We start from the raw sequence: 18863 nt of genomic DNA, 5'->3' as shown, positions 1-18863 counted from the left end.
TTGTTTTTATGCGCGGGTGCGAAGGGCCGCGAGCAAACCCTCGGCCGGTTGAAGACGGACATCCAGTTCGGCGAGCAGCAATCCGCGCATGTCGCGGCGGAAGGCGTCCAGCCAGGTTTCGACGCGCGGCGCGGCGGCCGCATCGTCCTGCGCAGCCAGGCGCAGCCGTTCGAAGTGTTCGCCGAGCAGGGCCGGCGCCGAGCCCAGCAGAGCGCGCTCGCGCCGTGCCAGCGCGCGCTCCATCACCTGGTCCACGGCCGCCAGCCGCGCCATCTCCGGCGTGCCCAGGCTGAGCCGGTCGCGCAAGCGCTCGCGCAGGCGGCCGACACCGGCTTCCATGGTCTGCTGCAAGGCCAGGTAACGCTGACGGAAGAATGAGTAATCGGCAGGCTCGTCGGCGCGCGGCGGTGTCGCGTCGGGCGCGGCAAAGGCGCGATCGCCGGCGATCGCCTGGCTCAGCGCGCTGCGGACTTTGGCGCACTCGGCCGCCTCGCTGTCGGCGCAGACGCGTTCGCCCGGTGCGGCGGCCAAGGGGGTCGCGTCGAGCGCGGTCGACAAGGTCAGCGAATGCGTCCAATCGACCCACTGGCTCAATCGGTCCGACAGCGGCTGGCTCGGCTGCGGAATATCGGCGTGGGTCAGGCGGGCGAGCAAGCGAATGAACGTCGGGCCACGGACCGTCGCCCGTCGTGAAGCTTCCATCAGTTACTGCAGGCTAAAAAAGGCGGTCATTTTACACGGCGCAGGCGACCGTTCGCTGTATGGCGGCCGGGTCGCACACTGCCAAACCCGGTCGATTCAGCGGATTCATACTGGTTCGCCCGGCGTTGGGCCGGCCGGTAAATAGCCATAGGGGACCGTGCGCCCCGCCTCCGCCTGCAAGCAAAAATCACCGCCGGCCGGCCGCGATGCGGCTCGGGCGATGCCACGATAATCCCTCGCCTGCGGCCGATAATGGGCAGGCACATATTCCAGGGCGCGGTCGCTGCGGCGGTGCGGATAATCCCGGCGGCATCCGCACCGGCGCGGCGGCCGGTCCGATGCCGATCGTCTCAACCCCGCACCGCCAGGCCCAGACCGACGATCGCCAACCCCGCCGTCCAGCCGTGCCGCGCGGCGGGCGTGCCGATCCGCTGCGACACGGCGGCGATCCCGCGGTCGAGGCCGGCGGCGACCGTCCCGGCGACGGCCAGCATCGCGGCCAGATGCACTCCGACCGCCAGCAGCGCCGTCGCCACGCCCCCGGCAACCGATGGGCCGGGCGCCACGCCGGTCGTGCACATCGGCGTCAACGCGGGCAGCAGCATCGTCCCGGTCCCCTGCCCGGTGGCGATCAGGCACGACCACAGCGCCAGACCGGCATGCGCGCCGCACCGGCGGCGGTCGGTGCCGGCCGGCGCGCGGCGCGCGACCGGCCCGGCGGGACCGGCCAGCCCGATATCGCGCAAGCCGCGATGGGCGGCGATCGCGATCAACAGGCCCGCCGCGCATCGACGGCTCAAGCCGGCGTCCAGGTACAGGCCGTGGGCGTAGGCGACGACGGCGAGCATCAACGCAAGCGCATGCCCGACGGCCAAGGCCAGCAGCCCGCGCACCGCTGCACGCTCCGGGCCGGGCCGGCGACCGGCCAACAGCAACCAGCCGTTGGCCGGACCGAGGCCGTGCATCGCGCCGGATGCGGCCATCAGCCACCAGGGCGACCATGCGTCCACACGTCGGCTCCGGCCGGGCTCAGTCGTGCGAGCCGCAGCAACCCGATGCCGCAAGGGACGCCGCATCCGCCGGGTAGCGATCGTGGTGGCGCACCCAGGCCATGGAGTACTCCAGGCCGTCCTCGTCGCGCCCCTTGGGGGTGAGGTCGAGCAACTGATAGGTGTGCATCATCACTTCCACGCCGCGGCCGTAGCGCGAATAGGTATGGAACACCGCACCCGACGGATCGCGGTGGAACACGCTGATGCCCGGCGCTTCCTCGTGCGGAAACGGTTGGCGCACGTAGTTGTAGTCCACCTGCCCGGCGGACAGGTCGTCGACGGCGAAGTTGACGCCGAAGTCGCGGTTGAAGGCGTTGCCGTAAGAGGAGACCCAGGCGAAGCGCCAGCCCATGCGGCGGCGGAAGCGTTCGATCTGCTCCAGCGGCGCGCGCGAGACCGCGACGAAGGCGACGTCGCGTTGCGCGAGATGGGCGATCGCGCCGTCGTTGTGATCGGCCATGTAGGAACAGCTCTTGCAGCCCTGCTCCCAACCGGGCGCGAACATGAAGTGCTGGACCAGCAATTGGCTGCGCGCGCCGAACAGTGCGCCCAGATTGCGGCGTCCCTGCGGGGTATCGAATACATAGTCCTGCTCGACCCGCCGCCACGGCAGGGCGCGGCGTTCGCGCGCGACCTGGTCGTGCAGACGGGTCAGCTCTTTTTCGCGCTCGAGCAGGCGGCGGCGCTCGGCCAGCCAGCGCTCGGCGGACACCACGGGATGTCCGGCCAGGCTCGATTCGGCGGTTGCTGCATTCATGGTGCGCTCCTCGGCCCGCGGGCCGTCGTGGGAAAGGGACCGATGCGGATCGGCGAACGCCGGACACGGCCTGCCGTTCCGGCGCGAAGGCCGGTGGCACGGGAGAGGGGTGGCGCGCGGCGGCGACGCATCGTCCGTCGCCGTGCGCCCGGCTAGCCGGCGCGCGTTTTCGGCCGGCGCACCGCGCGCACCCGGCCGCTCGAACCGCCGCCGCAATAGAACAGTTCCGCGCCGTCGGATTCCAAGCCGCTGACGAAGGTGTCCGGCGGCATCGCCAGCCGCTCCAGCACCGCACCGCTGTCGGGATCGACATGGCGCAGCTCGCTGGCGTCGCCTTCCCAGGTGGCGTGCCAGAGATCGCCGTCGACCCAGGTCACGCCGGTGACGAACCGGTTGGACTCGATCGTGCGCAGCACCGCGCCGGTGGCCGGATCGATGCGATGGATCTTGCGCTCGCGGTACTGGCCGACCCACAGACTGCCTTCGGCCCAGGCCAGGCCCGAATCGCCGCCAGCGCCCGGCGCCGGGATCGAAGCCAGGACGTCGCCGGTGGCGGGATCGATCTTGTCGATGCGCGCCTCGGCGATCTGATACAGGTAGGTGCCGTCGAACGCGGTGCCGGCATCGGCGGCGCGTTCGAGCCTGCGCTCGACCCGGCCGCTGGCGGGATCGAAGGCCAGCATCTGCGCCCCGGCGGCGGCCCAGACGCGGTGGCCGTCGTAGGTCACGCCGGCGATCTTGTCGGCGCCGTCGAACGGGCCGTATTCGCGCACGATCTGCGCCGGCAGCGGCTCCGGCGAATGGGCATTGCGGGACATGCTCCGACTCCGAGGGCGCTCGTCGCGGCGCCGTGAACCCAATCTACTCAGCCGGCAGCGCAGCGGGGAGTAACAAGATCGTCGTGAATCCCAGCAGCGGCGGCGCCAACCAGCGCTGCGCCCGGGCGCGGCCGACCGAGCGCACCCGGCCTTCGGTTTCCAGTTCCGCCAGGGCGCGCTGCACCGAGCGCTGGCTGGCGCCCAAGGCCTGCGCCAGTGCCGAGCTCGACCAGGCCGCGCCGTCGGCGAGCAAGGCCAGCAACGAGGCCGAGTCGCCGTCGATGGGCGGCGCCAGCACCGCCACCCTGCGCCCGGATCGCGGTCGCAGGACGAAACCGCCGGCGGTGGCCTCGATCCGCGCCGACGGCGCCAGCAGCGCGCGCAAGCGACCGATCTCGACCCGCAATCGCGAACGATGGCTGTCGTCGGGATCGCGGGTGCGGAACACGCGCGCGATCAGCTCGCCGCGCTCGGCCGGTTCGGGCCAGGCTTCGGCCAGTGCGCGCAACAGGGCGAACAGCACCGGCCGGCGCGCCAGCGACCGCCAACCGTCGCCGGCCTGCCATCCGCGCCGGCAGGCGTCGACCACCAGCATGTCCGCGGCCAGCAAGGCTTCGACCTGGTCCAGGCGCAGCGGTTGCTCGTGGCCGGCGCGGATCAGCCGCGCCGCGATCCGACCCAGCGCGGCGCGCGCATCGGCCGCTTCGGCGAGCAGCGGCGCCACGCCGGCGCGGCGCGCCGCTGTTTCGGCGCGGTCCAGCGCCGCGCGCGCGGACGCGGTGCGCAGCGCGCGCAGAGCCAGTTCGGCTTCGGCCAAGGCCGCCACTGCCGCCAGCGCCGGCGGCAACTCGGTACCGGCCAACGTCGCCAGGACCGCGGCGGCTTCGTCGACGCGGCCCAGCAACAGCGCACGACGCGCCGCGATCAGCTGCGCCTGCCAGGCGTTGGCGCGGTCGCCGCGCGCGGCCAACACCGCCGCGGCTTCGGCCAGCGCGCGCGGCGAGCCGCCGAGGTCGCGCATCGCCAGCGCCGTTTCCGCCTCGGCGACCACGCAGCGCGCCCGCGCAATGGCCTCGCGCGCGCCGAACGCGCGCGCGGCGCGGCGCAGCAGCTCGCGCGCCCGCGGGTAGTCGCCGAGTTGGGCCATCGCGATGCCGCGCAAAGCCAGCGCCGGCGGATCCTCGCGCAGGGCCACGCGCTTGAGCGCGGCGAGCGCGTCGCCGACGGCCAAGGCGCGCCCGGCGGCGGCGATCAGCGAGTCCATCGCGACACGCTACGCCGGCGACGCGATGGCGTACAGAGACGATGCGACGGTCGCGCGAGCGACGGCTCCGGATGCCCGCGTCGGCCGGCACGGCGGTTTGCGGCTCGCCGCGGACACCGGCTCCCTCGGTCGGGTCAGGCTCGAACGAGCGCGGCGCCCTCGCCTGCATCGTTCCCGCCGCTGTGCGCGCTTGAGCCCTTCGTCCCTGCGTGGCAGGATCGCCCGCGATGAGCCCCCGACCCACCGCAGCCGCCGCCACGGTGCACTTGCGCGATCTCGCGCGGCTGCGCCGCGTGCGCGATCGGATCGACCGCGAGTACGCGCTGCCGCTGGACGTGGAAGCCCTGGCCCGCGCCGCCGGCATGTCGGCCGGACACCTCAGCCGTCAGTTCAAGCTCGCCTACGGCGAATCGCCCTACGCTTATCTGATGACTCGCCGTATCGAGCGGGCCATGGCGCTGCTGCGCCTGGGCGAGCAAAGCGTGACCGACGTCTGCTTCGCGGTCGGCTGTTCCTCGCTCGGCACCTTCAGCACCCGCTTCGCCGAACTGGTCGGCATGCCGCCCAGCGTCTATCAGCGCCAGCATGCGGCGGCGACCGTCGGCCTGCCGTCCTGCGTGGCCAAGCAAGTGACGAGACCGATCAGGAATCGAGAAGCGCCGGTTCCCGAGCCGGCCTAGGATGACGGCTCACTCACCCGCCGAGACGGCCATGAACCTCAGCATCCACTCCAGTTTTCTCCCGCACAACGATCCGGAAGCCTCGCTGGCTTTCTACCGCGACACGCTCGGCTTCGAAGTGCGCAAGGACGTCGGCTACCAGGGCCTGCGCTGGATCACCGTCGGCCCCGGCGGCCAGCCGGCCACCTCGATCGTGCTGTATCCGCCCAACGCCAGCCCCGGCGTCACCGACGAAGAGCGCCGGGTCATCGCCGAGATGATGGCCAAGGGCACCTTCGCCATCCTGATGCTGGCCACGCCCGACCTCGACGGCGTGTTCGCCCGGCTGCAGAGCGGCGACGTGGAAATCGTGCAGGAGCCGACCGATCAGCCTTACGGCGTGCGCGACTGCGCGGTGCGCGACCCGGCCGGCAATCTGATCCGCATCCAGGCCCAGGGCTGATCCGGCGGCATCGCCGCCGGGACGTCACGCACCCGGCGGCGCCGCGCCCCTGCGCCAGCGCCGTTTCAGCCCCCCCGGCGTCGCGCCGGGGTCCCATCGGTCGTCCCGCTCAGGAGCGCTCATGAACGCGAATCAATGGATCCGGCAATTCCACCGTTGGACCTCGATCGTTTTCACCTTGACCGTCGTCGCCACCTTCATCGCCCTGGCACAGGAGAAACCGATCGTCTGGATCTCCTACATCCCGCTGTTGCCGCTGGCGCTGCTGGTGCTGACCGGGCTGTACCTGTTCGCGCTGCCGTATCTCAACAAACGCCGCAGCGCGCGGCCCGGCGCAGGCGAATGAGGGATCAGGAGGCGTCGGCCGCGCCGTCCATCGCGGCGGCCTCCTCGCGCAACCAGCGACAGAACGCCTCGCCGGCCGGGTGCGCATCCGCGCCCGGCCGGCGCACGATCCAGAACGCATAAGCGTTGCCCAGCGACAGCGCGAACGGCCGCACCAGGCGTCCGCGCAGCAAATCTTCGGCGACCAGCGGCGCCAACCCCAGGGCGACGCCGTGACCGGCGACCGCGGCCTCTTGCGCCAGATAGATGCTGGCGAACAGCGGCCCGCGCCCGGCGTCGATCCGGCCGACGCCGGCCGCCTGCAGCCACGCGCGCCAATCGGGCACGCCGGCACGCCCGGCTGCGCCTTCGTCGTGCAACAGCGTGTGCCGGCGCAGATCCTGCGGCCGTTGCAGCGGCGCGGCGGCATCCTCGCACAGGGACGGCGCGCACACCGGAAACGCCGGCGCCTGCATCAGGGGTTCGACGCTGAGCCCGGGATACGCGCCGGCGCCGTACCGGATCGCCACGTCGATGCCGTCGCGGACGAAATCGGCGTGTTCGTTGCCGGTTTCGATGCGCAGCTTGAGTTCGGGATGCGCGCGGTGAAAACGGTGCAGGCGCGGCGCCAGCCATTTGGCCGCGAACGATTCCATCGTGCTCACCCGCAAGTCCGCCGCGGCCGGCGCGGCGACCCGGTCCAGGGCCAGGTCGAGCAGGCCGAACAATTCGCCCAGGGAGGCGGCCAGATTCGCGCCCTCGCCGGTCAGTTCGATCGAGCGGTGGCCGCGATGGAACAGCCTGACCCCGAGGTAGGCTTCCAGGCGCTTGACCTGATGGCTGACCGCGGCCGGGGTCACGAACAGCTGCGCCGCCGCGTCTTGGAAGCTGCGGCAGCGCGCCGCCGCCTCGAAGGCGCGCAAGGCGTTGAGCGGAACGGGATGGCGCGGCTTCACGATCGCCTCGGGCGCTGGACTCGTGCGCGGGAGCCGGCATCGTATCAAGTTAGTTTTTCTAATGTTGGCGCGAAAACATCTCGTTTGTCGCCGCCGCAGCGGCTGGCCACCATGGCCGCCTCGCCATCGCAGGCCCGGACCATGAAAGTCGAACCGCTGCACCCGGACGTGGTGATGTTCGTCGGCGACGAATACGAGTCGGTCGCCACCGCCTTCTTCGACGGCGACGACGCCCTGCTGGTCGACGCACTCGCCGGCGAAGAGGATGCGCGCCAACTGCGCGAGGTGTTGTGCGGGCAGTTGGGCAAGAACGTGCGAGCGGTGGTGTCCACTCATCGCATGAGCGACCACATGGCCGGCCTGATGCTGTTTCCGCAGGCCCTGAGCATCGCCCAGCGCCACCACCGGCATACGTTCTTGTCGCAGAACCGGCGCGTGGACGCGTACTACCGCGAACCCAAGCTGGTGTTCGACGGCACCCTGAGCCTGCGCTGGGGCCGGCACGAACTGCATTTGCTGCACAACCCCGGCAAGACCCTGGACCACGTCAGCGTCGACGCGCCCGGCGCCGACCTGGTCTGCGTCGGCGACAACATCGTCGGCCGCATCGTCTACCTCTCCAAGGCCGATCCCGCGCAGTTGCGCGGCGCGATCGACCGGATCAAACAGCTCGGCCGCGGCACGGTGATCGGCGGGCATATGGGCCGATTCCCCGCGGCCGTGCTCGACCAAGCCCTGCACTATCTCGACCGCTTGCGCGAAACCGTGGTGCGGATACGCAGCCAAGCGCCGCCCGCGCTGAGCGAGCGGCGCATCCGCGCGATCGCGATCGAGGACTGCGTTGCCGCGGGGGTGGAACCCACGCCGTTCGAGCGCGAATGGCACGGGCACAACCTGGACGTCGTCGTCGGCCAGTCGGTGTTCGCCCTCGACGCCGCGTTGGCCGCACGCGAGGCACGAGCATGAGCATCGACCGCGCCCCGTTCGCACACCGCTCGCACCGACGCCGCTTCCTGCTCGGCTGCGCCGGGCTCGCCGGTGCCGCACTCGTCGCCAGTCGCGCCGCGTTCGCCGCCGGCGAAGACCTGCGCATACAACGCCTGGCCTGGGCCGGCCTCCGCCTGCAACTGCCGGGCGCGGACCTGTTCGTCGATCCGCTGATCAATCCCGAAGAATGGGGCAAGGCGCTGGCCGACCCGCTGATCCCGGTCGAGGCCGGCGGCGATGCTTACGTCCTGGTCACTCACGCCCACGGCGATCATTTCGATGCCAAGGCCGTCGCGCAGGCCTTGCGCAACGGCGGCGTGCTCGCACACCCGGCCGGAACCAACCCATTGCCGATCCCCGCCGGCGCGCGCACCCGACCGAGCACGCCGTGGGAGCCGCAATTGCTCGGCGACTTCACCGCCACCGCCGTGCCGGCTTCGGACGGCTACGGCGACCCGCAGGCCTCATGGGCGATCTCGGCCGGTGGGCGGCGCATCTTCCACGGTGGCGACACCCTCTGGCACGGGCACTGGTGGCGCATCGGCCGTCAGTTCGGCCCTTTCGACGCGGCGTTCCTGCCGGTCAACGGCGCCCGCTTCGGCTGGCGCAAACCGGCCAGCGGCCAGCCCGGCGTGCTGACCCCGGAACAGGCGGTGGCCGCGGCGACCATCCTCGGCGCCAAACGCCTGGTGCCGATCCATTACGGCGTGTCGGGCATCGCCGAGTACATCGAAGTCGAGGACCCGATCGGCCGGTTGCGCGCCGCCGCGCGCGACAAACCGGTCGAGATCCGGGTGCTCGCGCCCGGACAGTGGCTGGATTGGGGCTGAGCCCCCCTGGATCGGCGCAAGCCTACTGCGAAAGCGGCGCGTCTCGGCGGCCCTGACGTCGCTGCGGCGGGCGACCTGCCTGGCTGTCGCAGGACCGCACTCACGCGGCCCCCAAGCGGCCGTTCAGAACGGTATCGGCCCCCCGGTCCGCTACTCGTCGAGCGAAGCCGTGTCCTCGAGCTATCCGGCGCTGGATCGCGCCATCACTGACTCCCTTTCCGCGCTTCCGGCCGACGACGAGGCAACCAGGCAGCGCCTGACCGCGTTGAGGGAAGGCATCTACCGCATCGTCGCAGCGCCCCCCCACGACGGAACGCCCCAGCCGATCCTGGCCCAGCAACTGGAAGCCGCGGTTCAAGCGCGCCGGCTGGCCCGGTTCGAACTTGAAAACAACCCGGCGTCCCCGAGTCCACTCGGACGTTTTCGTCCGCCCAACCGCTTCGTCGTTCCGGCCGCCCAGATCGGCGACGACGACGCACTGCATGCGACCCTGGCAATGCTCGACTGCGCCAGCCGACTGTACGCGAGCGAAGCGGGCCGGACGATGCACGAACCGTTCCAGGACGTGATCGCGGCGAGTCCGCCGATCGTTGCGCTGATTCGCGGATGCCTGCGCTCAGGCAAGCTTCTGGCCATCGCAGCGCGGCCCGTCGCGACGCCCGTCTTCGACTACCACGAAGACTCCGCAACGCTCGTCGTTGCGATCGGGACAACGGCCAAGGACGCAGCCGCCCATTCGGCGATCCGCGACCGCCTGGCCGCGGGACTGCTCTGCTGCACCCTGCCGTTGACCGCGCAGGGCAGGCAGACGGCGATGCGGAGAATCATGCTGACCCTCCGCCTGTCACCGAAGCTCCTCGGCGGGGTCGCAGGCGCCGTCGTACGCGGCACGCTGAAAACGCTCGGCGAGCTGCGCTCCCGTCCGGGCACGATCGCGCTGTATTCCACGCAACTCGAAGCCATCCACCTGGACATCTCCGCCATCGCCAAGCACCGCAGCGGCTCCGGCGATGTTCCGCTCGAAACGCTGGTGCGAATCGCCCAAAACTTGGGGCATGAGGCCCAGCACGCCCTCAACATCTGCGTATACCGCCAGGCCCGCCAATCCTATTACGAGCGATACGCACAACATCCGACGCTGGCGGCGGGCGCGCTGCCGGACTATACGAAGTGGGTCCATGCCTACCTCAGCCTGCATCGCTGGGACGAGGCCCACGCGGAAATAGCCGGCTGGAACGCGGGCATCGGTTTGGCGCAGCGGCAACTGCGCGACCGCGACAAAGCGCTGAATCTGTGCTACCGCTGCGCGCTTCCCCTGGCCCGACGATACTTCCAGCAGCCCGCGTCGGGCCCAGCCCCCATCGCGTCGGTCCCGCCCCCCAGAGAGGGGCTGCAATTCGACGCGAACTACCAGTTTGCCCCGCGCAAGGACAACGTCGAGGCCATGGGCCGCTACTTCTACGACGAATCGGCCGCAGCGCCCGGCCGCTTGCCCTACTACCCCAACCTGTACGCCCATTACGCTCTATTCGAAGCGATCGACCACTGCCGCCGCGTGACGCGCACGAGCACGCCGCGCCTGCGCATAGACTTCAAGCGGCTGCGCCTGGACCCGCGGCGATGCGTCGTGGAAGGACCGACCTTGCCCAGCCAGGTCAACGAAGTCGAAATCGAAGACCGTAGCGGCCGCGCCACGAAGCGTTGGCGGTTTTATCGGCACGGCGGCGACGTCGTCGTGGAGGAAATCCGGCAGGAACAGATCGACCTGGCGCAGATATTCGGCGTCGATTTTGCGCGTCAGAAGCGAAAGCGCTCGTCCGACGGGGACTGATCGACCCGGGTCGTCGCGTCCGCCACGCGTCGATCGGGCCGGGGACACGACGAGCCCCCGGCCGAAACCGGGAGCCGGTCGCCGAAGCGACTCCTTGATCCGTTGCCGTCGGGCCCGCTCGACATCGGGCCCGGACGGACGACGCGAACGGCCGCGGCACGGCCGGCGCAGGATCGGCGCAGCGGACTTACTGCGCGGTCACGCCGACCTGGGCGAAGGCATCGATCACGTCGGCGGTGCTATAGCCCAGATCGCTGGCGGCCTGGCGCACGCCGACCCCGCCCTGGTTGAAGGTCGTGCTCGGGGTCCAGTAGTCCTTGTTGGCCTTGGCGAAGGCCTTGAACGCCTTGACCGTGCCCCAGTTCGGCTTGTTCGCCAGCAGATAGAACGCCTTGTTGAACACGCCCGAGGAGTAGTGCACGTCCAGGCCGGTGCGGTAGTCGCGGGCGTGGCCGATCGAGCGCCCGTCCTGCGGCGGGTTGGCGAAGTAGCGCAAGGCGCGGCCGCTGACCTTGAAGATGTCGGCGCCGACCAGGAAGTCGTTGCGACCGCGGTGGTAGAACTCGGCTGCCTCGCCGGCGATGTCGGAGAACGACTCGTTGATGCCGCCGGACTGGCCGGAATAGATCAGGCCCGACTGCTGCTCGGTGAAACCGTGCGAAGCCTCGTGCGCGACCACGTCGAGCGAGACCAGCGGATGGAAGGTGGTGCGGCCGTCGCCGAAGGTCAGGGTGCGGCCGTCCCAGAAGGCGTTCTCGTAGTTGTTGCTGTAGTGCACGCGCAGGTTGAGCTGGAAGTTCAGCGGCGACACCCCGACATAGGCTTGGTAGGTGTCGAACACCACCTTGCCGAAGAAATGAGCGTCGTTGAGCGGCGAGTAGGCGCCGTTGATCGGCTTCACCGTGTTGCGCGGACCGGTGTACGAGTACGCGGTCGATCCGCTGGTGCCGTGGTTGAGATTAATGGTTTTGACGTTCGGCGTGTTGAAAGTGTAGGTGCTGCCGCTGCGGGTGACGTCGATGAAGCGGCGGCCGCCGCTGCCGTACTCGTACTGGCCGATCTTCTGGTTGCCGCCGGGACCGGTGCCGATCTCGGCATGGTTCAGGCCCTCCCACTGCTTGAGCACCTGGCCGCTGACGGCGTCGACGATCGCGAACGGCCGGGTCGGCTCGCCGCCCTTGGGGGCGTCGGCGAAGAAGTCCACCGCATACGCCAGATGGGCGCGGTCGGCATCGTCGAGGTAGATCACCTTGCGGCTGTTCTGCTGGCCGACGCGCAGCGACGCCCCACGCTTACCCAAGGTCGCGCTCTTCGCCAGGCCCAGGGCCTGAGCGCCGTCGAGCTTGGTCTGCACGCTGGGCAGGTCGGCGGCGACGCCGGCGACCGAGCGGCCGAACAGCGCGCGCACGTTGCCTTGGGCGTCCTCGCGCACGATCACGTGCTCGCCGAACACCGGAATGCCGCGATAGCTCTGCTGATAGCGATAGTTGCGCGAGCCGTCGGCGTCCTGGCTGCTATTGAGCTCGGCCAGGCTGGATTGGGCGTCGAGCGCGATCAGTTCGGCGTGGCGCACCGGCGCCTTGGCGATGGCGCCGGTTTTGGCCGTGGCGGATTGGTACTGGCGGTTGAGTTTGGCCACGTCGACGCCGTGCAGGTCGATGCGTTGCGCGGCGCCGGCGGCGCCGGCGGCGAGGACCAGGGAGACGGCGAAGCTGAGGACCGATACGTTGCGGTTCATTGGAATACCCCGAAGGTCGACGATGGAGGGACGGCCGCGGGCGCGGCCGCGGTGCGGCGTTCCGCTTCGGCTCCGGGCAGTGCGCACCGCGCGTCGGAAAATCCGATCTCCGGCGGGATTACGCGACTGCCGCGGACGACCACTGCGGCGGAATCGACGCTAGGGGGCGAGCGAAAAACGAAGCAAACCCGATTGCCGCGATCACATCGCGGATGAGACGGCGATTTTCCCGATCCCCGGGGGCTTAGAGCGAAAATCGAGCGGACGCCGGAACTTGTGGATTTCCCGCTGTTTCGCACCGAAATATATCGGCAATGCGAATGATCGGTACTCATGCTGCACTGCAACATGCGCTCGACGATCTGCGACCGGCGATTTTCCCCGGCGCGGTCGCCGCGGCGTGATCGCACGCATGATTTCGCTCGTACGGCACCGCGGCGCCGGCACCGTCATCGATGCCGCCGGCGGCGGCAAGCATCGTTGCGACGATCGGTCAAGCCGTCTTCGTGAGCGCCGTGGCCGGGACAATGCGATGGACCTGGCACTGTAGGATATCGGCGCGGACCATAACTTTTCGTCATGCCGAGGGTATATGACCAAATCCGGCCCGCTGCCCGTTTCCCCGGGCACCTCTATCATCACGCTTCGGTTAGGACGGCGGCTGACAAGCGTCCCAACCGGGTTTCCAGCGCGGCCAGAGGCCGAGCCCGCTTCGACCTCCACCGCAACCGACGCCATCGACGCCGATGAAAAACCCCGACGAGAAGACGCTTATCCTGCAGGTTCTCGCATTGCTGGACGGCACGGCCAAGCGGCCCGGCCGCATCGCAAGCGCAGCGGCGACGCTGGCGATATGGCTGCTCAGCTTTGCGACCGCCTTACTCTATTTCCAATTCGGCCGCCCCCTGCACTGGACCCACGGCCTGGTAGCCGTGGTCTGCCTCGGCGCCGGATACTGGTTCGCCTACGACCTGTACCGAAGCATGTCGCAACGACAGTGGCCGCGGCTGACACCGTATGTCGATCGCGCCAAGCTTGAAAAGCGCTTGCGCGAGCTCGACGGACCGCCGCCGCAGGACGCACCGCGAGCATGATCCGGCACGGAGCGCTGACCGTTGCGATCGCCTTGTTTTTCCGCAGGCAGGCGGGACCCGCTGGCGTTGGGCCTCGATATCCATCCCAATTGCCCGCCGCTTGGGGCCCGGCCGATGCTGCACGGCCGGGAGAATGGCCACACGCTCCCTTTGATCGCGGCGGCCAGGGATCGCTTCCATTGGGCCTTGGTTGAGTTGGGCGAGGTGGTGGTCGTGTGGTCGTATTTGTGGTGCAACACCAGGCTTAGCGCCCGATCCGAATCGCCCCGATGACGCCCTTGTTCGAATCGCAGGGGCGGGCGCAGCGTCTAGTTGGGCTTCGCTGCTTTATTGCTCAGTCAGAACGCGATCGGATTCTTCGCCGGCCTGCTGGTGCCCGACGATCTCGCCACGCTATAGGCCATCGCCTGCTTTCCGTGGTTCTCAGCATGCGTTCGCTGAGCGCTATGGCGGTCTTCGTCGTCCTCGCGCTGCGCCCCCGAGCGGGAGCTTTCGTGCAAGCAGCGGCGGTGCTGTCCGGCTATATCGCGGCCGGTCGCGCACTGGACGCTCTGGCACCGTCATGGACGGCGACGACGGCGTCGAATGGGCTCGACGATGCACCCGTCATCGCCGGCGCAGTGGTCGGTACGACGATCAGCGCCCTCGCTCGCCGCTCGCCGGCATCGCCGCCGAGCGCTTCGCCTGACGGACCACACTTGTAAGAAGGATATGCCGGTCAGGGCATACCGGCCTCTGTTTCGTCCACTCTTTTGTCGGAACGTACCCTGGAAACGCCAGCGCCGTTTCCGCATGTCCTAACTCGACTCATCGACCTCAAGACAAACCGCCTGTTTCACGACCGCTTCGATGCAGTGATCCGAAACCCGGCGATCGATGACGAGTCGGCGCAGGTCCGGCATGCATCGCGCGACTCAACGTATGTCTACGCCCATCGGCGCCGGATGCAGATGCACCGCCAGCCACAACGCCCCCTGCGAGACCCGCCGTACGATGTGCGGCGTCCCGGCGGGCAGGAACAAGTGATCGCCGGACCGCAGCTCGAAGGATTCTCCGGCCACCTCCAGCGTCGCCTCGCCCTGCAGCAGCGCCACCCATTCGTCCTGGGGCTGCACGTACTCCACCGGTTCGATCGCCGCCGAGCTGAGAATTCGCTCCACCACCAGATTGCGGTGACTGAGCAGAGGCTCGAAGCGCTCGCCCGCGGCGGGCGCTTGCGATCCGTCGAACAAGTTCCCGATCTTCATCTCTTCCGCTCCCGTCGCACCGCCCGTCATTGCATTCGGTCTAACCGCAACAGGCGAATTCCGCTATCGCGCAGCAGCGCATTTTCTTCGAATCCGGGCATTTTGCCGGATTTTTCCGAAACGGATAACGCGGTCACAGCGTGCGATCGGGGACAGGAAGCTGGCGGCGAACTGTGATGCCGCCAAAGGAAAACTTCCGTGGCGCAGCATTAGATTCCATCCATACCGGTCGTCATGCCCACCCGATTCGCCAGGCGCACCGCCCGGTGCGCGAAGCGCGCGGAGCCGACGCCCGGTCGATCCGTTGCAGCGAAACCCACGCTGGCCGAACGGCCGCCGCCGCGGGTCCGCAGCGAGTGCGGGCCGACGCCCGTTGCGCCTGGCGCAGCGGGACACGCCGCCGGCGGGACGCTCGGACATGCGACATCCACCGCCAGAAGAGGCTGCGATTCACCCATGAGCACGCGGGCGCCGATCGCCATCTTCACCATCGGGACGCAAGGCGACATCCGTCCGTTGGTCGCATTGGGCCAGGGCCTGCGCAGCGCCGGCTATCCGGTGCGCATCGTCACCAGCGGCCACTTCTCCGAACTGGTACGCGGCGCGGGCCTGGAGCCCTACCCGTTGGCCAGCGACTTCCACGCCATGCTTCACGCCGACCGCAGCATCGCCGACCGCGGCCTGAACATGCGCGAGATGGCGCGCGTGTTCCGCCGCCAGTACGCGCAATGGGCGCGCAGCTGGGTCGCCGAAGGGCGGGCCGCCATCGAAGGCGCCGGCCTGCTGATGGGCGTCGGCAACAGCACGCTGCTGGCCAAGTCGCTGGCCGAGGCTCACGGGATTCCATTCGTCGCGGCGCAACTGCAACCACTGACGCCATCGCGGCTGATGCCGCCGGTGGTGCTGGCCGGCAAGAAGCGGAATCTGCCGCCGCTGCTCAACGTCGCCAGTTACCACTTGCTGCGCCACCTGGTCTGGCACGTGATGAAGCCGGCCCTCAACGATATCGTGCGGCCGCAACTCGGGCTGAAGAAGTATCCCTGGTACGGGCCCTACTACAAGAACGCCGGCACCCGCGTCGTGTACGGCTTCAGTCGCCATGTGGTGCCGCGGCCGGCCGACTGGCCGCAGAACGTCCAGATCGCCGGCTACTGGTTCCTCGACGAGGCCCAATGGCAGCCTTCCGATGCCTTGCGCGCGTTCCTCGCTGCCGGCCCGAAACCGGTCTACATCGGCTTCGGCAGCATGGTCTCCAGCGACGCGACCGGATTCACCGCGACCGTGATCGAGGCCGTGCGCAAGAGCGGCCGGCGCGCGCTGCTGGCGACCGGCTGGGGCGGACTGGACCATCCCGACGGCGCCCTGGACGAGCAGATCTTCTTCATACGCCAGGCCCCGCACGATCGCCTGTTCCCCCTGATGTCGGCCGCTGTCCACCACGGCGGCGCCGGCACCGCCGCAGCGGCGGCGCGGGCCGGCATCCCGTCCGTCATCGTGCCGTTCTACGGCGATCAGCCGTTCTGGGCGCACTCGCTCAACCGCATCGGCGCCGGGCCCGCCGCGCTGGACCGCACTCAACTCAGCGCCGAGGCGCTGGCCGACGCGTTGGAACAGGCGCACACGCCGTCGATGCAGCAGGCCGCCGCCGACCTGGGCCGGCGCATCCGCGCCGAAGACGGCGTCGCCGAAGCGATCCGCCATCTGCGCGGCTGGGGCCTGTTGGAGCAGGCGCCGGAGGAACGCGGCAACGCGTCGCTGCAATGGCTGGGACAGAGCGCATGACCGGTGCCGTCGCCGTGGCCACTGCCGCCCTCGGCGCGACCCTGAAGCGCCCGCTGAGTTTGTTCGAACGCGGCATGTACCTGGACGGCCAGGTGCCGGTCGCCATCGTGATCCCCGCGCGCATCGAAGGCAGGATCGCCGAAGCGCGCCTGCGCCAGGCCCTGGCCCGCCTCCAGCAAAAGCATCCGGTGCTGCGCAGCGTGGTGGTCGCGATCGACGGGCGGCCCTGGTTCGAAGAGCGGCACCCGGCGCCGCCGATCCCGCTGCGTATCGTCGAGCGCGACGACGACCGGCGCTGGGAACGCGAAAGCGAGCGCGAACGCGGCCAATTGTTCGATGCCGGGTGCGAACCGCTGATCCGCGCCACCCTGGTGCGGGGCGCGGAACTCAGCGAACTGTTGCTGACCTGCCACCACTGCGTCTGCGACGGCGTGTCGGTACTGACCCTGTTGCGCGAATTGTTGCTGCTGTGCGACGACCCGGAGCGCGACATCGGCCGCCACGAGGCCATGCCGGAGGTCGACGCGCTGCTGCCGGAAGCCGTGCTCGGCGACGGCGCGATCCGGCGGCGGCTGCGCTGGAAGACCGCCTTGTTCAAGCTGTGGGTGCGCACGCGCCGGATCGGCCCCGCGGTCGGCTACGGCACGGTCTATACCCTCCGCTGGCAGCTGCCGACGGACGACTACCGGGCCTTGGCGCTGCGCTGCCGGCAGGAGCGGGTGACGGTGTTCAACATCGTCGGCCTGGCCTTGATGCTGAGCTTCCGCGACACCCTCGGCAAAGGCGCGATCGAACAATTCTCCCTGCCGGTCGATGTGCGCCGATTTCTGCCCAAGCTCGGCGCCGACGCCCTGTTCGCGATGGCGCCGACCATTCAGTTGTCGCCGGCGATCGTGAAGAGCTTCGGCGGCGACGAAGGCGAGTACTGGACCGTGGCCCGCGGCATGCGCAAGGACATCGACGCCAAGATCGGCGAGCTCGGCCCGCAGGTGCACGAGAACCTGCTCGGCATGGAGCGGGTGCACCCGCTGTTCGACCGGCTGATCGCCTACTCGCGTTCGCGCCGCAGCGGTCGCGGCGTGACCCTGTCCTACCTCGGCAAGCTCGACCTGGCACGCGAGTACGGCGATTTCCGGCTCAAGGCGGTGCTCAGCCCTACGGCCGCACTCGCACCGACGCCGGCCAACCTGGTCACTATCGTCGGCGACGAAGAAGCGCTCGATTTCGCCCTGACGTCGGACGATCAGTCGCTGCCCCGCGCCCAGGCCGACGCCATCCGCGACCTGACTCTGCAACGGCTGCGCATGCTGGCGCGGCAAGGCAGCCCATCATGAGCGAGCTCCAGCCCGAGTCCGCGGCGCTTGCGCGCACCGCGCCGCAGACCACCTCCCCGATCCCGGACGAGGGCGCCGACGAAGCCGTCGCGTTCGGCCTGATCTTCGTGCTCTACCAGCCCACCGCCGAATTCCTGCACAACCTCGACAAGGCGCGGGCGCAATGCCGGCATGTGGTCGCGGTGGACAATTCTCCGCAGATCGACCCGCAACTGCACGAGGCGCTGCAGCGCGGCGGCACCACGGTGATCGCCAACCACAACCGCGGCGGCCTGGCCGGCGCCTACAATCGCGGCACCGAAGCGCTGCTGGCGCGAGGCTGCGAGATCGTGTTCCTGCTCGACCAGGACTCGGACATCGCCGACGGGTTTTTCGCCGACATGCTGCGCGCCTGCGCCGAGACCGGCAGCCCCACCTTCCTGGTCGGGCCGAAGATCTACGAAATCAACCTCGGAAAGTGCATGCCCTCGATCCCGCCGGGCCGGCGATTCCCCAAGCCGCGGCGCATCGACGACGAGCCACGCGGCCTGTTTCCGTCGCTGTTCGTGATCTCGTCCGGCTCGGCGTTCTCGGCCGAGACTTTCCGCCGGCTGGGCGCGTTCCGCGAAGACTACTTCATCGAGTACATCGATATCGAGTACGGCCTGCGCGCATCCGACCATGGCATTCCCGTGTACATGAACGCCGGCGTGACCATGCGCCAGACCACCGGCGCGATCAAGCGTCACGGCAAGATGTTCACCACCCATCACGTCGCCTGGCGCCGCTACTACGGCGCCCGCAACGCGGTGCATGCGCTGGGCCTGTACCGGCGCAAGTGGGCGCTGCATTGGCTGCCGGGTTTGTTGGCCGTGCACCAATCGGTCTGCGTGCTGCTGTTCGAGCCGCGAAAGCTGGCCAAGGTCGCGGCGATCTGGTGCGGCTATGTCGACGGCCTGTTGGGACGCCTGGGCACGTTCGAAAGCCGTCACCCGCGCATCCACGCCTATTGCACCCGGCGCTGAGCCGCCGGATCGCAGTCCCAC

General features: G+C 69.4%; 19 protein-coding genes. 11 read left to right on the top strand and 8 right to left on the bottom strand.

Going from position 1 to position 18863, the window contains the following annotated elements; translation table 11 throughout:
* Positions 1 to 6: 6 nt before the first annotated feature.
* From V2J18_RS02325 to V2J18_RS02305, 5 genes are all read right to left on the bottom strand, one after another.
* The gene (locus tag V2J18_RS02325; RefSeq protein ID WP_336130810.1) at positions 7 to 702 is read right to left on the bottom strand and encodes a DUF3348 domain-containing protein; all 696 of its coding nucleotides are present in this window, start codon (positions 700 to 702) and stop codon (positions 7 to 9) included.
* 350 nt (positions 703 to 1052) lie between these two features.
* Positions 1053 to 1595: a hypothetical protein gene (locus V2J18_RS02320; RefSeq protein WP_336130809.1), complete on the bottom strand. Its 543-nt coding sequence runs from the start codon at positions 1593 to 1595 to the stop codon at positions 1053 to 1055.
* A gap of 136 nt (positions 1596 to 1731) precedes the next feature.
* Positions 1732 to 2511, bottom strand: coding sequence for a DUF899 domain-containing protein (locus V2J18_RS02315; protein ID WP_064749195.1), 780 nt, complete (start codon positions 2509 to 2511; stop codon positions 1732 to 1734).
* Between the two features lie 152 nt (positions 2512 to 2663).
* Complete coding sequence (locus V2J18_RS02310) at positions 2664 to 3329, bottom strand: Vgb family protein (RefSeq protein WP_336130808.1); 666 nt, start codon at positions 3327 to 3329, stop codon at positions 2664 to 2666.
* A 43-nt stretch (positions 3330 to 3372) separates the two neighbouring features.
* On the bottom strand, positions 3373 to 4593 hold the full coding sequence (locus V2J18_RS02305; RefSeq protein WP_336130807.1) for a helix-turn-helix domain-containing protein: 1221 nt from the start codon (positions 4591 to 4593) through the stop codon (positions 3373 to 3375).
* A 227-nt stretch (positions 4594 to 4820) separates the two neighbouring features.
* Here V2J18_RS02305 and V2J18_RS02300 point away from each other — a divergent pair, with 227 nt between their 5' ends.
* The 3 genes from V2J18_RS02300 (at position 4821) to V2J18_RS02290 (ending at position 6061) form a co-directional block, all read left to right on the top strand.
* Positions 4821 to 5273, top strand: coding sequence for a helix-turn-helix transcriptional regulator (locus V2J18_RS02300; RefSeq protein WP_336130806.1), 453 nt, complete (start codon positions 4821 to 4823; stop codon positions 5271 to 5273).
* A 31-nt stretch (positions 5274 to 5304) separates the two neighbouring features.
* Positions 5305 to 5715 (top strand): VOC family protein, encoded by a 411-nt coding sequence (locus V2J18_RS02295; RefSeq protein ID WP_064749191.1) that lies wholly within the window; start codon positions 5305 to 5307, stop codon positions 5713 to 5715.
* A gap of 121 nt (positions 5716 to 5836) precedes the next feature.
* Positions 5837 to 6061, top strand: a complete 225-nt coding sequence (locus V2J18_RS02290; RefSeq protein ID WP_064749190.1) for a hypothetical protein — start codon at positions 5837 to 5839, stop codon at positions 6059 to 6061.
* A gap of 4 nt (positions 6062 to 6065) precedes the next feature.
* On the opposite strand, the gene gcvA is transcribed toward V2J18_RS02290, so the two are convergent.
* On the bottom strand, positions 6066 to 6995 hold the full coding sequence (gene gcvA, locus V2J18_RS02285; protein ID WP_075575222.1) for a transcriptional regulator GcvA: 930 nt from the start codon (positions 6993 to 6995) through the stop codon (positions 6066 to 6068).
* 141 nt (positions 6996 to 7136) lie between these two features.
* Here gcvA and V2J18_RS02280 point away from each other — a divergent pair, with 141 nt between their 5' ends.
* The 3 genes from V2J18_RS02280 (at position 7137) to V2J18_RS02270 (ending at position 10643) form a co-directional block, all read left to right on the top strand.
* Positions 7137 to 7961, top strand: coding sequence for an MBL fold metallo-hydrolase (locus V2J18_RS02280; RefSeq protein WP_336130805.1), 825 nt, complete (start codon positions 7137 to 7139; stop codon positions 7959 to 7961).
* Positions 7958 to 8812, top strand: a complete 855-nt coding sequence (locus V2J18_RS02275) for an MBL fold metallo-hydrolase (RefSeq protein WP_336130804.1) — start codon at positions 7958 to 7960, stop codon at positions 8810 to 8812. The genes V2J18_RS02280 and V2J18_RS02275 overlap by 4 nt, the downstream gene beginning before the upstream one ends.
* Before the next feature lie 169 nt (positions 8813 to 8981).
* On the top strand, positions 8982 to 10643 hold the full coding sequence (locus V2J18_RS02270) for a hypothetical protein (RefSeq protein WP_336130803.1): 1662 nt from the start codon (positions 8982 to 8984) through the stop codon (positions 10641 to 10643).
* 187 nt (positions 10644 to 10830) lie between these two features.
* Here V2J18_RS02270 and V2J18_RS02265 read toward each other — a convergent pair whose 3' ends face one another.
* Entirely contained in the window at positions 10831 to 12381 is a 1551-nt protein-coding gene (locus V2J18_RS02265) for a M4 family metallopeptidase (protein WP_336130802.1), read from the bottom strand.
* A 412-nt stretch (positions 12382 to 12793) separates the two neighbouring features.
* On the opposite strand from V2J18_RS02265, the gene V2J18_RS02260 reads away from it, so the two are divergent.
* A complete protein-coding gene (locus V2J18_RS02260; protein ID WP_336130801.1) occupies positions 12794 to 12931 on the top strand; it encodes a hypothetical protein in 138 nt (45 codons plus the stop codon).
* A gap of 196 nt (positions 12932 to 13127) precedes the next feature.
* Complete coding sequence (locus V2J18_RS02255; RefSeq protein WP_336130800.1) at positions 13128 to 13475, top strand: hypothetical protein; 348 nt, start codon at positions 13128 to 13130, stop codon at positions 13473 to 13475.
* Between the two features lie 914 nt (positions 13476 to 14389).
* On the opposite strand, the gene V2J18_RS02250 is transcribed toward V2J18_RS02255, so the two are convergent.
* Positions 14390 to 14722, bottom strand: a complete 333-nt coding sequence (locus tag V2J18_RS02250; RefSeq protein WP_336130799.1) for a cupin domain-containing protein — start codon at positions 14720 to 14722, stop codon at positions 14390 to 14392.
* A gap of 456 nt (positions 14723 to 15178) precedes the next feature.
* Between V2J18_RS02250 and V2J18_RS02245 the strand changes: the two genes are divergently transcribed.
* Genes V2J18_RS02245 through V2J18_RS02235 form a run of 3 tightly spaced genes read left to right on the top strand, consistent with a single transcriptional unit; the run spans position 15179 to position 18842 of the window.
* Complete coding sequence (locus V2J18_RS02245) at positions 15179 to 16504, top strand: glycosyltransferase (RefSeq protein WP_336130798.1); 1326 nt, start codon at positions 15179 to 15181, stop codon at positions 16502 to 16504.
* Entirely contained in the window at positions 16501 to 17838 is a 1338-nt protein-coding gene (locus V2J18_RS02240) for a condensation domain-containing protein (protein WP_336130797.1), read from the top strand. The genes V2J18_RS02245 and V2J18_RS02240 overlap by 4 nt, the downstream gene beginning before the upstream one ends.
* Positions 17835 to 18842: a glycosyltransferase family 2 protein gene (locus V2J18_RS02235; protein WP_336130796.1), complete on the top strand. Its 1008-nt coding sequence runs from the start codon at positions 17835 to 17837 to the stop codon at positions 18840 to 18842. The genes V2J18_RS02240 and V2J18_RS02235 overlap by 4 nt, the downstream gene beginning before the upstream one ends.
* Positions 18843 to 18863: the final 21 nt, after the last annotated feature.

Source organism: Lysobacter firmicutimachus (assembly GCF_037027445.1).
Taxonomy (GTDB): Bacteria; Pseudomonadota; Gammaproteobacteria; order Xanthomonadales; family Xanthomonadaceae; genus Lysobacter; species Lysobacter firmicutimachus.
The sequence above is the reverse complement of the archived record's forward strand: the minus strand, read 5'-3'. Positions and strand labels throughout refer to the sequence as shown.

What these genes read in the sequence shown, in the direction of transcription:
- V2J18_RS02260 (WP_336130801.1), top strand. Translation starts at nt 12,794, where the DNA reads ATGATTTCGCTCGTACGGCACCGCGGCGCCGGCACCGTCATCGATGCC.
- V2J18_RS02305 (WP_336130807.1), bottom strand. Translation starts at nt 4,593, where the DNA reads ATGGACTCGCTGATCGCCGCCGCCGGGCGCGCCTTGGCCGTCGGCGAC.
- V2J18_RS02315 (WP_064749195.1), bottom strand. Translation starts at nt 2,511, where the DNA reads ATGAATGCAGCAACCGCCGAATCGAGCCTGGCCGGACATCCCGTGGTG.
- V2J18_RS02265 (WP_336130802.1), bottom strand. Translation starts at nt 12,381, where the DNA reads ATGAACCGCAACGTATCGGTCCTCAGCTTCGCCGTCTCCCTGGTCCTC.
- V2J18_RS02300 (WP_336130806.1), top strand. Translation starts at nt 4,821, where the DNA reads ATGAGCCCCCGACCCACCGCAGCCGCCGCCACGGTGCACTTGCGCGAT.
- V2J18_RS02290 (WP_064749190.1), top strand. Translation starts at nt 5,837, where the DNA reads ATGAACGCGAATCAATGGATCCGGCAATTCCACCGTTGGACCTCGATC.
- V2J18_RS02250 (WP_336130799.1), bottom strand. Translation starts at nt 14,722, where the DNA reads ATGAAGATCGGGAACTTGTTCGACGGATCGCAAGCGCCCGCCGCGGGC.
- V2J18_RS02325 (WP_336130810.1), bottom strand. Translation starts at nt 702, where the DNA reads ATGGAAGCTTCACGACGGGCGACGGTCCGTGGCCCGACGTTCATTCGC.
- V2J18_RS02280 (WP_336130805.1), top strand. Translation starts at nt 7,137, where the DNA reads ATGAAAGTCGAACCGCTGCACCCGGACGTGGTGATGTTCGTCGGCGAC.
- V2J18_RS02295 (WP_064749191.1), top strand. Translation starts at nt 5,305, where the DNA reads ATGAACCTCAGCATCCACTCCAGTTTTCTCCCGCACAACGATCCGGAA.
- V2J18_RS02235 (WP_336130796.1), top strand. Translation starts at nt 17,835, where the DNA reads ATGAGCGAGCTCCAGCCCGAGTCCGCGGCGCTTGCGCGCACCGCGCCG.
- V2J18_RS02310 (WP_336130808.1), bottom strand. Translation starts at nt 3,329, where the DNA reads ATGTCCCGCAATGCCCATTCGCCGGAGCCGCTGCCGGCGCAGATCGTG.
- V2J18_RS02275 (WP_336130804.1), top strand. Translation starts at nt 7,958, where the DNA reads ATGAGCATCGACCGCGCCCCGTTCGCACACCGCTCGCACCGACGCCGC.
- V2J18_RS02245 (WP_336130798.1), top strand. Translation starts at nt 15,179, where the DNA reads ATGAGCACGCGGGCGCCGATCGCCATCTTCACCATCGGGACGCAAGGC.
- V2J18_RS02240 (WP_336130797.1), top strand. Translation starts at nt 16,501, where the DNA reads ATGACCGGTGCCGTCGCCGTGGCCACTGCCGCCCTCGGCGCGACCCTG.
- V2J18_RS02255 (WP_336130800.1), top strand. Translation starts at nt 13,128, where the DNA reads ATGAAAAACCCCGACGAGAAGACGCTTATCCTGCAGGTTCTCGCATTG.